The 13,401-nt window shown below is 67.3% G+C and carries 14 protein-coding genes and 2 tRNA genes; 9 read left to right on the top strand and 7 right to left on the bottom strand.

Annotation, left to right across the window (positions count from 1 at the left end; genetic code table 11):
* The first annotated feature begins 13 nt into the window (after positions 1 to 13).
* Positions 14 to 787 carry an MmpS family transport accessory protein gene (locus A5694_RS12370; RefSeq protein WP_064922133.1) on the top strand — a complete coding sequence of 258 codons (774 nt, stop codon included), beginning with the start codon at positions 14 to 16 and terminating at the stop codon, positions 785 to 787.
* On the opposite strand, the gene A5694_RS12365 is transcribed toward A5694_RS12370, so the two are convergent.
* Positions 784 to 2,100, bottom strand: coding sequence for an MFS transporter (locus A5694_RS12365; protein ID WP_064922132.1), 1,317 nt, complete (start codon positions 2,098 to 2,100; stop codon positions 784 to 786). The genes A5694_RS12370 and A5694_RS12365 overlap by 4 nt on opposite strands.
* A 23-nt stretch (positions 2,101 to 2,123) precedes the next feature.
* Here A5694_RS12365 and cmrA point away from each other — a divergent pair, with 23 nt between their 5' ends.
* The gene (gene cmrA, locus A5694_RS12360; protein ID WP_064922131.1) at positions 2,124 to 2,930 is read left to right on the top strand and encodes a mycolate reductase; all 807 of its coding nucleotides are present in this window, start codon (positions 2,124 to 2,126) and stop codon (positions 2,928 to 2,930) included.
* Here the strand turns inward: cmrA and A5694_RS12355 are convergent.
* Positions 2,927 to 4,501, bottom strand: coding sequence for a helicase HerA-like domain-containing protein (locus A5694_RS12355; protein ID WP_419179702.1), 1,575 nt, complete (start codon positions 4,499 to 4,501; stop codon positions 2,927 to 2,929). The two genes, cmrA and A5694_RS12355, sit on opposite strands and share 4 nt — an antisense overlap.
* Positions 4,502 to 4,565: 64 nt before the next feature.
* Here A5694_RS12355 and orn point away from each other — a divergent pair, with 64 nt between their 5' ends.
* The 3 genes from orn (at position 4,566) to A5694_RS12340 (ending at position 6,419) form a co-directional block, all read left to right on the top strand.
* On the top strand, positions 4,566 to 5,222 hold the full coding sequence (orn, locus tag A5694_RS12350) for an oligoribonuclease (protein WP_082952638.1): 657 nt from the start codon (positions 4,566 to 4,568) through the stop codon (positions 5,220 to 5,222).
* Positions 5,223 to 5,266: 44 nt separating this feature from the next.
* Positions 5,267 to 5,339 (top strand) — tRNA-His (locus tag A5694_RS12345).
* A gap of 510 nt (positions 5,340 to 5,849) precedes the next feature.
* The gene (locus tag A5694_RS12340; protein WP_082952641.1) at positions 5,850 to 6,419 is read left to right on the top strand and encodes a glycoside hydrolase; all 570 of its coding nucleotides are present in this window, start codon (positions 5,850 to 5,852) and stop codon (positions 6,417 to 6,419) included.
* An 8-nt stretch (positions 6,420 to 6,427) separates the two neighbouring features.
* On the opposite strand, the gene A5694_RS12335 is transcribed toward A5694_RS12340, so the two are convergent.
* The gene (locus A5694_RS12335) at positions 6,428 to 7,657 is read right to left on the bottom strand and encodes a L,D-transpeptidase (RefSeq protein WP_064922128.1); all 1,230 of its coding nucleotides are present in this window, start codon (positions 7,655 to 7,657) and stop codon (positions 6,428 to 6,430) included.
* A 157-nt stretch (positions 7,658 to 7,814) separates the two neighbouring features.
* On the opposite strand from A5694_RS12335, the gene A5694_RS12330 reads away from it, so the two are divergent.
* The 3 genes from A5694_RS12330 (at position 7,815) to A5694_RS25165 (ending at position 9,961) form a co-directional block, all read left to right on the top strand.
* Positions 7,815 to 7,887: transfer RNA gene (locus A5694_RS12330), tRNA-Lys, on the top strand.
* 359 nt (positions 7,888 to 8,246) lie between these two features.
* Entirely contained in the window at positions 8,247 to 8,975 is a 729-nt protein-coding gene (locus A5694_RS12325; protein WP_064922127.1) for an HNH endonuclease family protein, read from the top strand.
* Positions 8,975 to 9,961 carry a DUF3761 domain-containing protein gene (locus A5694_RS25165; protein WP_342710494.1) on the top strand — a complete coding sequence of 329 codons (987 nt, stop codon included), beginning with the start codon at positions 8,975 to 8,977 and terminating at the stop codon, positions 9,959 to 9,961. The genes A5694_RS12325 and A5694_RS25165 overlap by 1 nt, the downstream gene beginning before the upstream one ends.
* A gap of 25 nt (positions 9,962 to 9,986) precedes the next feature.
* On the opposite strand, the gene A5694_RS12320 is transcribed toward A5694_RS25165, so the two are convergent.
* Positions 9,987 to 10,214, bottom strand: coding sequence for a DUF3618 domain-containing protein (locus A5694_RS12320; RefSeq protein WP_064922126.1), 228 nt, complete (start codon positions 10,212 to 10,214; stop codon positions 9,987 to 9,989).
* A gap of 97 nt (positions 10,215 to 10,311) precedes the next feature.
* On the opposite strand from A5694_RS12320, the gene bcp reads away from it, so the two are divergent.
* A complete protein-coding gene (bcp, locus tag A5694_RS12315; protein WP_064922154.1) occupies positions 10,312 to 10,785 on the top strand; it encodes a thioredoxin-dependent thiol peroxidase in 474 nt (157 codons plus the stop codon).
* Here bcp and A5694_RS12310 read toward each other — a convergent pair.
* The 3 genes from A5694_RS12310 to acpS form a co-directional block, all read right to left on the bottom strand.
* On the bottom strand, positions 10,782 to 11,576 hold the full coding sequence (locus tag A5694_RS12310) for an aminoglycoside 3'-phosphotransferase (protein ID WP_064922125.1): 795 nt from the start codon (positions 11,574 to 11,576) through the stop codon (positions 10,782 to 10,784). The genes bcp and A5694_RS12310 overlap by 4 nt on opposite strands.
* Positions 11,573 to 12,913: a dipeptidase gene (locus A5694_RS12305; protein WP_064922124.1), complete on the bottom strand. Its 1,341-nt coding sequence runs from the start codon at positions 12,911 to 12,913 to the stop codon at positions 11,573 to 11,575. The genes A5694_RS12310 and A5694_RS12305 overlap by 4 nt, the downstream gene beginning before the upstream one ends.
* Before the next feature lie 84 nt (positions 12,914 to 12,997).
* The gene (acpS, locus tag A5694_RS12300) at positions 12,998 to 13,390 is read right to left on the bottom strand and encodes a holo-ACP synthase AcpS (protein ID WP_064922123.1); all 393 of its coding nucleotides are present in this window, start codon (positions 13,388 to 13,390) and stop codon (positions 12,998 to 13,000) included.
* Between the last annotated feature and the right edge of the window lie 11 nt (positions 13,391 to 13,401).

Genomic DNA, 13,401 nt, shown 5'->3' with positions numbered 1-13,401 from the left:
CCATGAGGTGGGTATGACCGATCCGTATCGACCGGAGGGTTCCGATCAGCCCTGGCAACGCAGCGGGGGTAGTGAACCGTCGACCTTCGGCTTTCCGCCACACGTCGATCCGGCCTACGCCGGGCAGCTTCCGTCGTACCCGGCGGGCTATCCGCCGCAGGCGGCCAACCCGACCGCCCAACTGCCGCGGCAGCACTGGGAACCGCCGCCGCCCGGCGGGCCGTCGGGCGGCGGCGAGGGTGGTCCCCCCGGCCCCCCGGAACCGCCGCGGTTCCCGAACTGGCTGTGGCTGGTGGCCGGTGCCGCGGTGCTGCTGGTGGTCGGCATGGTGATCGCGCTGGTGATCGCCAACGGCTCGAACCGGAATTCGGCTACCGTTACGCCGGTTTCGCCCCTGCCGACGGCGCCGAGCACACCGGTTCCCAAGCGCACCCCGGCCACTACGCCGCCGCCGGCGCGCTCAACGCCGCCCGGCACCACACCGAGCACACCGCCACCGACCACGTCGACCACCGCCGGGGTTCCCGAGACGATCGTCTACAGCGTCACCGGGACCGGCCGGGCGCTCAGCATCGCCTACATCGACACCGGCGGGGTGCTACAGACCGAGTTCAACGTGGCGCTGCCGTGGACCAAGCAGGTCACGCTGACGCCGCCGGCATCGACGGCCGCAGCGGTCACGGTGGTCAACTTCGGCGAGCAGATCACCTGCTCGGTGTCGGTGGACGGCAGCCAGGTGCGTCAGCGCACCGGGTCGATCCTGACGGTCTGCGCGGCGGCGGGTTAACGCGCCCGGCGCGGAACGCGCACGCCGAGCATCGCCAGCAGACCGAGCACCAGCACCGTGCACAGTCCGCCCATACCGGCCCGGTCGGAATGGAAGACGTCGACGAAGACCGAGAACAGCCAGGGCGCCAGAAATGACACCGCCCGGCCGGTCATCGTGTAGAGGCCGAAGGCCACCCCCTCAAACCCCTCCCTGCCTTCCTGCGCCATCTGCAGCAGCAGTGTGCGCGCCGAGGATTGGGTGGGCCCGATGAACAGGCAGAGCAGCAGCCCACAGGCCCAGAAGGCGACCGCCCCGGACAGCGCCATCAACGTGGTGCCGGCGATGACCATCGCGACCAGTGAGCCGACGATCACGGTCTTGGATCCGATGCGGTCGTCGAGCAGGCCCCCGGCGATCGCGCCGAGCGCGGCCACCACGCTGGCGGCCACCCCGAAGATCAGCACGTCGCCGGTCGAGATGCCGTAGACGTTGACGCCGAGCACCGCCCCGAAGGCGAACACCCCGGCCAGCCCGTCCCGGAAGATCGCACTGGCGACGAGGTAGAAGACCAGGTTGCGGTCGCGGTGCCATTCGGCGCTGATGTCGCGCCACAGCTGGCGGTACCCGCCGAGCAGGCCGACCCGTGGCGGGGGTGGCTCGCCGGAACCCGCCAGGCGGTGTGCGCTCAGCAGCAACGGCAACGCGAACATCGCCAGCCAGGCGGCGGTCAGCCACATCGCCGCCCGAACGTTCTGCCCGCCCTCGACCGGCAGCCCCAGCAGACCGCGGGTCGGGCCACTGCCGGCGATGAAGCCCAGGTACACCACTAACAGCAGCACCACACTGCCGGCATAGCCTGCCGCCCAGCCGAATCCGGAGATCCGCCCGGCATTCGACGGAGTCGACACCTGCCGCAGCATGGCGTTGTAGGGGACGCTGGCGAGGTCACCGCAGGCGGCGGTCAGCGCCAACAACAGCAGCCCGGGGGCCAGGTAGCCGGGTGCGGCGCGAATCGTGCTCATCAACGCGATGAGCACCACGGCAAGCCCCGTCAGCCCCGCCAGCGTCACCCGGCGGCGGTGCGGGGCGGCCACCCACACCCCGACCACCGGCGCCACCGCGGCCACGGTCAGACCGGAGAGGGCCAGCGTGCGGCCCAGCCAGCTGGCCGGCGACACCGCACCGGGCAGCTCCCGGCCAACACTGCTGGTCAGATAGACCGAGAACACGAACGTCACCACGATCGCGCTGACGGCCGCGGCACCGGTATCCCACAGCGCCCACGCCACGATCCGCGATCGCCCGGTTCTGACCACCCCCGGGGCATCCATGCCTGGCACTCTACGATTGGCCCATGCCAGTGCCTGCTCCCAACCCGGATGCCCGCGCCGTCGTCACCGGAGCGTCCCAGGGGATCGGCGAAGCGCTGGCCGCCGAGCTGGCCGCGCGCGGTCACGGGCTGATCCTCGTCGCGCGCCGCGAGGAGGTGCTCAATGACGTGGCGGCGCGGCTGCGCGACAAGTACCGGGTCGCCGTGGAAGTCCGAGCGGTCGACCTGGCCGATCCGCAGGCCCGCGAGACGCTCTGCGCCGAATTGGCCGAGCGGGAGATCTCGGTGCTGTGCGCCAACGCTGGTACCGCGACATTCGGGCCGATCTCCGGTCTGGATCCGGCCACCGAGCGCGCGCAGGTGCAGCTGAACGTGGTTGCGGTGCACGACCTGGTGTTGGCGGTGCTGCCGGGCATGCTGGAGCGCCGCGCCGGGGGGATCCTGATCTCGGGTTCGGCGGCCGGCAACTCACCGATCCCCAACAACGCCACCTACGCCGCGACCAAGGCCTTCGCCAATACCTTCAGCGAGTCGCTGCGCGGTGAGCTGCTCGAGTCCGGGGTACACGTGACGGTGTTGGCACCGGGACCGGTGCGCGCCGAGATGCCCGATGCCGCCGAAGCCTCGCTGATCGACAAGCTGATCCCGGACTTCTTGTGGATCTCGACCGAGCACACCGCCAAGCTGTCGCTGGATGGCTTGGAACGCAACAAGATGCGCGTCGTGCCCGGGATCACGTCGAAGGCCATGTCCACAGCCAGCGGGTATGCCCCCCGCGCGATCGTCACGCCGATCGTGGGCTTCGTCTACAAGAAGCTCGGCGGGGGTTAACGGCGGCGGCGGCCGGTGCCCATCTGGCCGCGGGAGATCTGGCCGACGACCACGGTGGTGACCGCGGCCACCACTCGCTTGCCCTCGCGGGTGGACAGGAAGTGGGCCAGCCAGCGCCCGAACCGCTGCCACCAGTGCAGTCGCTTGGCCGGCGGCGGCACCGCGGCGTCGCCTTGCGGGGGCCGGCTGCCCTGCCCGGCCGCCAATGTCGCGGAAAGCTTTTCGTACGCCGATTCCCGATCGATGGTCTGACCGTATTCGGTCTGCAACGAACTCGCTTGGGCGGCAGCGGTAATCGCGTCGTTGCCGATGGCTCCCATCAGGGAACGCGGCGCCCGCAGCCGGGTCCAGGCGACCGGCGTCGGGGCGCCACGCTCGGAGAGCACGGTGACGATCGCTTCGCCGATGCCCAGCGAGGTCAGCGCCGACTCCAGGTCGTAGACCTTGGTTTTCGGGTAAGTGCGCACCGTTTTGCTCAGCGCCTTCTGGTCATCCGGAGTGAAGGCGCGCAGCGCGTGCTGGATACGCGCGCCCAGCTGGGACAGCACCGTGTTGGGCACATCGGTGGGCAACTGCGTGCAGAAGAACACGCCGACGCCCTTGGAGCGGATCAGCTTCACGGTCTGCTCGACTTGTTCCAGGAACGCCTTGGAGGCGTCGGAGAACAGCAGGTGCGCCTCGTCGAAGAAGAACACCAGCTTGGGTTTGTCGACGTCGCCGACCTCGGGCAGGAAGGTGAACAGGTCGGCCAGCACCCACATCAAAAAGGTGGAGAACAGCACCGGGCGCGCCGCCTGATCGCCGAGTTCCAGCAGCGAGATGATGCCGCGTCCCTGCGCGTCGAGCCGCAGCAGGTCCTTGGGGTCCAATTCCGGTTCCCCGAAAAAGGTGTCGGCGCCCTCGGCCTCCAGGTTGACCAGGGCCCGCAGGATCACACCGGCCGTCGACGTGGACACCGCGCCGAGCTGCTTGAGCGCCGGTTTACCCTCGTCGCTGATCAGAAAGGTGATCACCGAACGCAGATCCTTCAAGTCCAGCAGCAGATAGCCGTTCTGGTCGGCCCAGTGGAAGATCAGCCCCAGCGTCGACTCCTGAGTCGCGTTGAGCCCCAACACCTTCGACAACAAGATCGGGCCGAAACTGGAAATGGTGGCGCGCACCGGCACGCCGATACCGCCGGTGCCCAGTGACAAGAACTCGGTCGGAAACGCCGTGGCCGACCAGTCGTCGCCGGTCTCGGTGGCGCGTTCGGTGATCTTGGCCCCCGCCTCCCCCGGCCGCGACAGCCCGGACAGGTCGCCCTTGAAATCGGCCATCAGCACCGGTACCCCGGCCGCGGACAGCTGTTCGGCGATCACCTGCAACGTCTTGGTCTTGCCGGTACCGGTGGCGCCGGCCACCAGTCCGTGGCGGTTGATCGTGGCCAGGGGGATTCGAACCTGCGCCGAGGGGTCGACGGTCCCGTCGATGACGACCGTGCCCAGTTCAAGGGCCTGACCGTCAGCGCTGTAGCCGGCCGCGATCTGCTGTGCGGCGTTCGCCGCCGAATCGGGACTCACAGGCCACGACATTACTTGGTCCGGTGAGCACCGCTATGCGACTACGGGCGCGCTGAGCGGCTAACGTGGGCAAATTGTGAGCGCTGCACGAGACGAACTCGTCTGGATCGACTGCGAGATGACCGGCCTCGATCTGGCTTCGGACAAACTGATCGAGATCGCCGCCCTGGTCACCGACGGTGAGCTGAACATCCTCGGGGAGGGTGTCGACGTGGTGATCCACGCCGACGACGCCACCTTGGACGCGATGAGCGACGTCGTGACCGACATGCACACCCGATCAGGGCTGATCGAGGAGGTCAGGGCATCGACCATCGACCTGGCCACCGCCGAGGCGATGGTGCTCGACTACATCCGCACCCACGTCAAGCAGGCCAAGACGGCGCCGCTGGCGGGCAACTCGATCGGCACCGACCGGGGTTTTCTGGCCCGCGACATGACCGCGCTCAACGACTACCTGCACTACCGGATGATCGACGTCAGCTCGATCAAAGAGCTGTGCCGGCGCTGGTACCCGCGGATCTATTTCGGCCAGCCGGAGAAGGGGCTCGCCCACCGGGCGCTCGCCGACATCCACGAGTCGATCCGGGAGCTCAAGTTCTACCGGCGCACCGCGTTCGTGGCCCCGCCCGGGCCGCCTACCAGCGACATTGCCGCGATCGCCGCAGAGTTGGGGCCGCCGTCGGACGCGCCGGGGGTAATCGATTCGGTTGCGGAGCGCCCGAGCGGCTAGTATCGACGACGCTGCTTGCTTGGCTTGCCCGATCGGCAGCGATGGTGGCTGTAGTTCAGCTGGTAGAGCACCAGGTTGTGATCCTGGGTGTCGCGGGTTCGAGTCCCGTCAGCCACCCCGATAGGTCGGAGGGCGTTTTCGCCCTCCGACCTTTTTCTTTCGCGGGGCAGGTTCGACATGACCGTTAACGAGCAGTGCTCCGCGACGGCCCGAACTCGGGTGCTGGGCGTCATAGCCATAGCCGAAATGAGCTACTGGGACCCGTTCTATTTCGTGGCCAAACCCTAGGCGGTGACGTTCCCGCATCTGACTTGTCCACGCACGGTGACTGTGGGCTCGCGGCCTCTCGCCACCCCGACCTGGAACGAGATCTGCGCCACACTCGGCGGGCTCTGGGGCGCGAACCAAGCCGCGCAGTTGACCTACAGCCGCCCAACCATGCAATCGCCCAGGTCAGGAGTGCTTTTTGCCGCCGCTGACAGCGCCTGGAGCGCGGTGAGTCCAGTGGTCAAAACGTGTCACCGCGGCCTGATTTTGTAACGCAATCAGGGCGCGTCGGTTTGGCGGGAATGTCACGTTTTGGTTACGGTGCCGGGCGTGCTCACGCAAGGACTGCTTGATCTGCGCATGAAATCCTCGGTTCTGGCGGCAACGGCTGTGTTGCCGGCCGCCGTGTTCATGACCGGCAACGCCGGCGCCGAGCCGGGAAACACCGACGAACCCGCGGCCGTCGCCGAAGCGCCACCGCCCGACGCCTTTGCCGTGGGCGCCTGGGGCTTGCCGGTACCGCACGCGCTGCCGCCCGGCATCGCCAACGAACACGGCATGCAGGTCAAGACGATCCTCGTCTCGCGCAGCATCAGCGAGGCGTTCCCGCAGGTGCACGACATGATCGGGGTGCGTCCGGACGGGCAGCGCTGGCACCCGTCGGGCCTGGCCATCGACATCATGATCCCCAACGCCGGCAGCCCCGAGGGCATCGCGCTCGGTGACGAGATCGTGGCGTACGCCCTGCGCAACGCCGGCCGGTTCGCCCTGCAGGACGCGATCTGGCGCGGTACCTATTACACGCCCGCGGGGCCCAGCGGCCACGGCAACGGCCACTACGACCACGTGCACATCACCACGTTCGGCGGTGGCTATCCCAACGGCGGCGAACAGTACCTGCGAGAAGACAGCGAGCCGGCGCCCGCCTGAGCCGCGCGCTAGCGCGTCGGTTCGTTGGCGTTACCGGCTTCCCATTCCGGCCACGGCACGTTCCAGTCGCCGAGGCCTTCGGTGCCGGGCAGCAGCGGTCCGATGGTGTTGTTGATCTGCACCACGTCGCCGCGCTTGACATGGTCGTAGAACCACAGCGCATTGCTGGGGCTGACGTTGATGCAGCCGTGGCTGGTGTTGGAGTAACCCTGCGCGCCCACCGACCACGGCGCCGAGTGCACGAAGATTCCGCTGTAGGAGATCTGGGTGGCCCAGTCCACGTCAGTGCGATACCCATTGGGCGAGTTGACCGGCACCCCGTAGGTCGACGAGTCCATCACGATGTGCGGGAACCGTTCGCCGACGATGTAGGTGCCGTTGTTCGTCGGAGTGCTGTCCTTGCCCATCGACACCGGCATGGTCTTGACCACCTCACCGTTGATGCGCACGACCATCGACTTGGTGTCGTCATCGACGGTTGCGATGACCTCGTCGCCGATGACGAAGTGGCTGGATGCGTCGTCCTGGCCGAACACCCCGTTGCCCAGATCCACCCCGTAGGTGTTGACCGCCACGTCGACCTTGGTCCCGGACTTCCAGAAAGATTGTGGGCGCCAACGCACTTCGCGATTGTTCAGCCAGTAGAACGCGCCCGTCACCGGCGGGTCGGTGGTGATTTTGATCGCCTTCTCGGCCGCCGCGCGGTCAGCGATGTTCTCGTCGAACCGGATCGCCACCGGCTGGCCGACGCCGACAACCTCGCCGTCGCGGGGCATGACGTAGGGCATGGTCAGGTTCTGCGGCGAATGGGTCTGAAACGTCATCTGCCGGCTGGTCACACCGCCGAGTCCCAGGGACTTGGCGTTGAGTGTGTAGCGCTTGTTGTAGCCGAGCGGCTCGGTCGTCGACCAGGTCAGCCCGTCGGGGCTGAGCTTGCCGTCGACCACCGCACCGTATTCGTTGACCATGGTGACCGAGTCGAGCACGCCGTCCTCGGCGGTCACCGTCACCGGCACGTCCACCGCCACACCCACGGCCTTATCGGTGACCGAGGCGGTGAGCTTGGGCACCAGCAGGTCGGCGAACGGGGTGCCCTTGTCGGTGATGATCCTCGCCGCCTCCGCGTCGGCATTGCCGCCGCAAGCGCTCAGCCCCCACACCGCGACCGGCACCATCAGCACTGCCGCCAGCCGGGACCTCTTCCCCCGGCAGCGGCGCGTCGAACCAACCTGCCCCATGCTCTTTTCCCACCTGACCCAGCTCAAACTGCTCGCCGGCAGTCTAGTGGGTAATCAAGGGTGCCGCTGAGCGGCGCGAACGCCCGCCCGGGCACCAGCGGATTTCGTCTCGCGGTGCCGCGCCTGTTATTGTCTTCCTCGCGGTCTTGACCGCCCAGCGCCGTTAGCTCAGTTGGTAGAGCAGCTGACTCTTAATCAGCGGGTCCGGGGTTCGAAACCCTGACGGCGCACAGCTCAGAACGGGTTTCGATGTTCCGCTCCCCCAGAGACGTACACATCGGCCACAGCTGCGGCCCGCGCGGTCGCCGTGGACATTGGCTGCCCGAGCACAACAGGATTGCGCTTGACCCCGCCAAGCGCTGGGCATCCGTTGTAGATCGCAGCGGTGGTCCGTTCCTTGCCTGGGGCACTCCGCCCGCGCCAAAAGCGCAACCCACAGCCATGGGGTCCTCGCCACAAGTCGAGACATTTATCTGAACGATCTTAGAGAAATTGGGGCCGCGCCTAAACTCAACGCCCATGGAGCGCGTCCCAGTCCCGTTCGCCGCACTTTTCGTCGGCATGAGCGGATCGTCCACTCGGTAAAGCGATGTCCTTCAGTAGACCTGGTCGGGTAGCGCTTCTCGCTGCCATCGCCTGCGCGATCATCTATATCGCAACCGTCTTAGCGTTCGATTCGGGATCATCGACCACTGCAACAACAGTCACATCGAACTACCCCACCACCTCACATGCCCCACCTTCGGCGGGCAGCCCAGCACTAGCGAAACTCTCCACTCTCCCCGTCAAAGGTCGCGCGCCAAAAACCAATTACGACCGCGCCCTATTCGGCAGCCCATGGAGCGACGACGTCACCGTGGACGGCGGGCACAACGGCTGCGACACCCGCAACGACATCCTCCGACGCGACCTCACCGGAGCCGGCTTCAAGCCGGGCCGCAAAACCTGCATCGTCCTATCCGGGATACTCCACGATCCCTACACCGGCGAAACAATCCTCTACCAGCGCGGGCCCGGGTCGTCGAGCAGAATCCAGATCGACCACATCGTGCCTATCCTCGACGCCTGGCAGAAAGGCGCCCAGGACTGGAACTACATGACTCGCAGGAATTTTGCCAACGACCCGATCAACCTTCAAACGACAACTGCGGCAGTGAACGACCAGAAAGGCTCAAGCGACGCCGCCTCGTGGCTCCCGCCGAGGATCTCCTACCGCTGCACCTACGCGACACGGATTGTCGACGTGAAAACCCGATACGGACTGTGGGTAACCCAGCCAGAGCACGACGCCCTGGCCCGAATACTCAATTCCTGCTGATGCACAACGAGGCTGACGGCAACACCGCCAACGATGCGGCGCCGACAATAGTTCGGATCGCGTACCGCTCCTTCGGCAAGCCAGTTCCCGACAACAGGCCGGAATGCGGATGCGTCTACTACTGGCCCTTTCGCGAACCTCCAGGTCCCGGCCAGTGGGTGACCGTCCCTGGTTCCCGCCCCGAGATCTACGCCATTGTCACTGGATTCGGCAATAAGGGGGACGCAAACGGCACGCCGATCAAAACCATTGCCAGTGTGGTGCCCGACGAACTGGTGGCGGAGGAACAGCGGAAAACTGATGCCGACATGGTCGCGTGGCTCTGGGTCGCTCAACGCGCTGCAGGCTTCCCCGCCCCGGGCTATCCCGCCCCACCCGACGCATACCCCTACTCGCCGATACCGCCCGCCACGGGCACCGCGCCAAGCGCTGACGTGGCCAGCGAATACGGGTCCGTCTGGGAGCGCGTCCAGCGTGGAGCGGAGGAATACGGGCTTCCACTCGAACAGGTGAAACGGTTCAAAAGCATCTCCGAGCGCTGGCTCGCCATCTCCCGGAGTCGGCCATCTGAGACTGACCCCACCTCGAAGTCATCGGATACCACTTCCGGAAGGGAGATCACCGGGGCAACGGATACAACCGCCACAGCGAGTAGCAGTTCGCGGTGGAAGTGGCTTCTAATCCTGGTAGGCGTCGTTCTCGTTCTCGTCGTATTGACGGCGCTGATCCGGTCGCGGGGCCACCACATGAACCCGAACCTGGATGATTGGTGGCCGACAAGCAGCCTTCCAACGACATTGCAGCCGTATTCCAGGTGCTACCGCAACGTAAATGGGGAGTGCGTTCCGTCGCCGTCCGCATCCAGTACGTTGCCCGGCCGAGCGACCGCCGAGTGCCGAGATGGCACATATTCATTTTCGAGCCATCGGAGCGGTTCCTGCGCCGGCCATGGTGGCGTCGCAGTATGGCTGGACGGGCCAGCGTGACGATTCGCGCTATTTACGCCCAGCCTCAGCGGTTGCGGATTCGCCGGATCGCCAGTACGACCAGCAGGCCACCGACCCCGGCCAGGGAGACCATCACCGCCGGTTGGGTGACGAAGCTGACAGCCCGTGTCTTTGCCCGCTCAGCGAGGTGACGGGGGTTGGCCCGGTCCGCGAGAATGTCAACCGTGGCCGCCAACTGCTCGCGCGCCTGGTCGATGTCCTTCTTGATCCGCTCGGGATCGCGCTCCGCCACGTCTCGTCCTCCCTGTCCACCCGATGCTGCCCCTGCCGAACTACCCTAGAGCAGCCGGGCTTGGTCTCACGCTCCGGCGAGCAGAAAGGGGCAGTTGTTGACCGACACCGCACGCCTGGCGCCCGGCGATGACGCGCCGGCGTTCAGCCTTCCCGACGCCGACGGCAACACGGTGTCACTGGCCGACTACCGGGGACGGCGGGTGGTCGTCTACTTCTACCCGGCGGCCTCGACGCCCGGCTGCACCAAGCAGGCTTGCGACTTCCGGGACAACCTGCGTGACTTCAACGACGCCGGGCTCGACGTCATCGGCATCTCCCCCGACAAGCCGGCCAAGCTGGCCAAGTTCCGCGACACCGAAGGGCTGACGTTTCCGTTGCTGTCCGACCCGGACCGCAGCGTGCTGGCGGCCTGGGGCGCCTACGGTGAGAAGAAGATGTACGGCAAAACGGTGCAGGGCGTCATCCGCTCGACCTTCGTCGTCGACGAGCAGGGCAAGATCGCCGAGGCCCAGTACAACGTGCGGGCCACCGGGCATGTGGCCAAACTGCGCCGGGACCTTTCGATCTAGGGTCCGAGGTTCCACAACAGCCGGTAGTAGTCGATACGCGCCTGATCGCGCTGCACGCCGTAGGCGTCGAGCAGCGCGTCGGTCCAGTCGGCGCCGTAGTTCCACTCGGTGCTCCAGGTGATGACCGCCAGGTCGGCCCAGCGGTCGGCCACCCCCAGGGTGCCGAGATCGACGTGACCGGCAAGGCGGCCGTCGTCGTGCAACAAGGTGTTGGGCGCGCAGGCGTCGCCGTGACAGACCACGAGGCGATCGAGCGGCGGCGGATCGGCGACCCGCCGTAACGCCTGGGCCACGCTGAGGCCGGTGAACTCCTTCGGCCAGGCGGCGGGATTCAACTGTTCGGCACGCAGCGTGGCATCCTCGATCCGCGTCTCGGCGCTCCAGTCGAACGGGCATGACGCAACGGGCAGGGTGTCATGCAGCGAACGTAACGCCCGACCGAGTGCTGTCACCGCTGCACGTGGGTCGGCGATCCACCGCGGCGCGACCGCGCTGGTTCCGGGCAGTGCCGCGGTCACCAGCCACTGCCCCTCGCTGTTGCGACCGTGACCGAGCACCCTCGGAACCGCCGCGTAGTCGACCGCCCACCGCAGTCGTGCCACCTCGGCTGCCAGGTCGATGCCGCTGCTGGACGGTGACCATTTGATGAATCGGTGGCCGGTGGCACCGGCGACCTCGAACGTGGTGCCACCGACCTCGTTCTGCCACACCGGATGTGCGTTGCCGTCGCCGGCCAACTGCCGTACCGCATCCGGCAAGGCGAGTGGCAAAGGCGGCGGGCCGGCGATCATCCGGCCGGCTGCTCGACCAGCTTCGCCAGCAGCAGCGCCTCGGCGGCGGCGGCGCGTTCCAGCACGCCGAGATGCAGGCTCTCGTTGATGCTATGCGCCTGGCTTCCCGGGTCCTCCACACCGGTGACCAGGATGGTGGCCTGCGGGTAGGCGGCGGCGAACTCCGCGATGAACGGGATTGAACCGCCCATGCCCATGTCCACCGGTTCGACCCCCCACGCCTGGCGGAAAGCGGCCCGGGCCGCGTCGTACACCGGGCCAGTGGCGTCGATGGCGTAGGGCTCGCCGACGTCCCCGGGGGTGACAGTCACCTGCGCACCCCACGAAACATGCTGTTCCAAGTGGCTTTTCAGGGCCGTCAGATGGGCGGCGGCGTCACCGCCGGGAGCCACCCGCAGGCTCACCTTGGCCCGCGCTCGCGGGATCAGCGTGTTCGAGGACGCCGCAACGCTCGTGGTGTCGATGCCGATGATGGTGATCGCCGGTTTGGCCCACAACCGCTGCGGCACCGAACCGGAACCGATCTCGGCGACCCCCTCCAGCAGGCCAGTGTCGGCGCGTACCCGCCCTGGCGGGTAATCGACTGGCGCGGCGACGCTTTCGTGCAGGCCGGCAACGGCGACATTGCCGTTGTCGTCGTGCAGGGTGGCCAACAACCGCACCAGCACGCTCAGCGCGTCGGGCACCACCCCGCCCCACAGTCCGGAGTGCAGGCCGTGGTCGAGTGTGGCGACCTCGACCACACAGTCGGCCAGCCCGCGCAGCGACACCGTCAGCGAGGGAATCTCGGTGCTCCAGTTGTCCGAGTCGGCGATGACGATCACGTCTGCGCGCAGCGCTTCGGAGTGCGCGGACAGCAGCGCACCCAGCGACGGCGAGCCGGACTCCTCCTCGCCTTCCACGAAGACCGTCACCCCGACCGGTGGACGACCGCCGTGCGCCCGAAATGCCGCCAAATGTGTTGCTATGCCCGCCTTGTCGTCGGCGCTGCCGCGACCGTAGAGCCGCCCGTCGCGTTCGGTGGGCTCAAACGGCGGCGACGCCCACTGGTTGGCGTCACCCTCAGGCTGCACGTCGTGGTGGGCGTAGAGCAACACGGTCGGCGCGCCTTCAGGCGCCGGGTAGCGGGCGATGACCGCCGGCGCCCCGCCCTCGGCGACAATCTGCACATCGGGAAAACCCGCCTGGCCCAGCAGCCGCGCGGTCAGTTCCGCGCTGCGCTGCACCTCCGGGCGTCGTGCCGGGTCGGCCCACACCGACTCGATGCGCACCAGCTCCTCGAGGTCAGCCCGCACCGACGGCAGCACCTCGCGCACCCGCTGGACCAGATCACTCATGCCTCACCCCTTCGGCCGCGAGCGTGCGCAGAATGCCAACTTTTCCCGGCGTGTCGTGTGCAAACACCCACGCCCACGGGAAAGTTAACCCGTCTCCAGGATCGCGACGGCGGCGGCGGTGTCGCCCTCGTGCGTGAGCGACACGTGGATCGTCACGTCGGCCAGGTGGGTGGCGATCTCGCCGGAGAGCCGCACCTTCGGTCGGCCCCACATGTCGGTGACCACTTCGATGTCGCGGTGAATCGCCTCCGGCAGCACCGGTTTCTGGGCGAACCGCGACCCCGACCACGCCTTGATCACCGCCTCCTTGGCCGCCCACCGGGCCGCCAGGTGTCGCGCCGCCGACGAACTCTTGTCGGAGGCGTCCCGGCGCTCACCCGGGGTGAACGTCTCGGCGAAAACCGTTCCCGGCTGGTCGACCTGCTCGGCGAAGTCGGGGATCGAGACAAGGTCGATCCCGACACCAACGATTCCCACGGCTGCTAACG

Source organism: Mycolicibacter sinensis (assembly GCF_001667945.1).
Lineage (GTDB): Bacteria > Actinomycetota > Actinomycetes > Mycobacteriales > Mycobacteriaceae > Mycobacterium > Mycobacterium sinense_B.
This window is presented reverse-complemented; position numbering and strand designations above follow the sequence as displayed.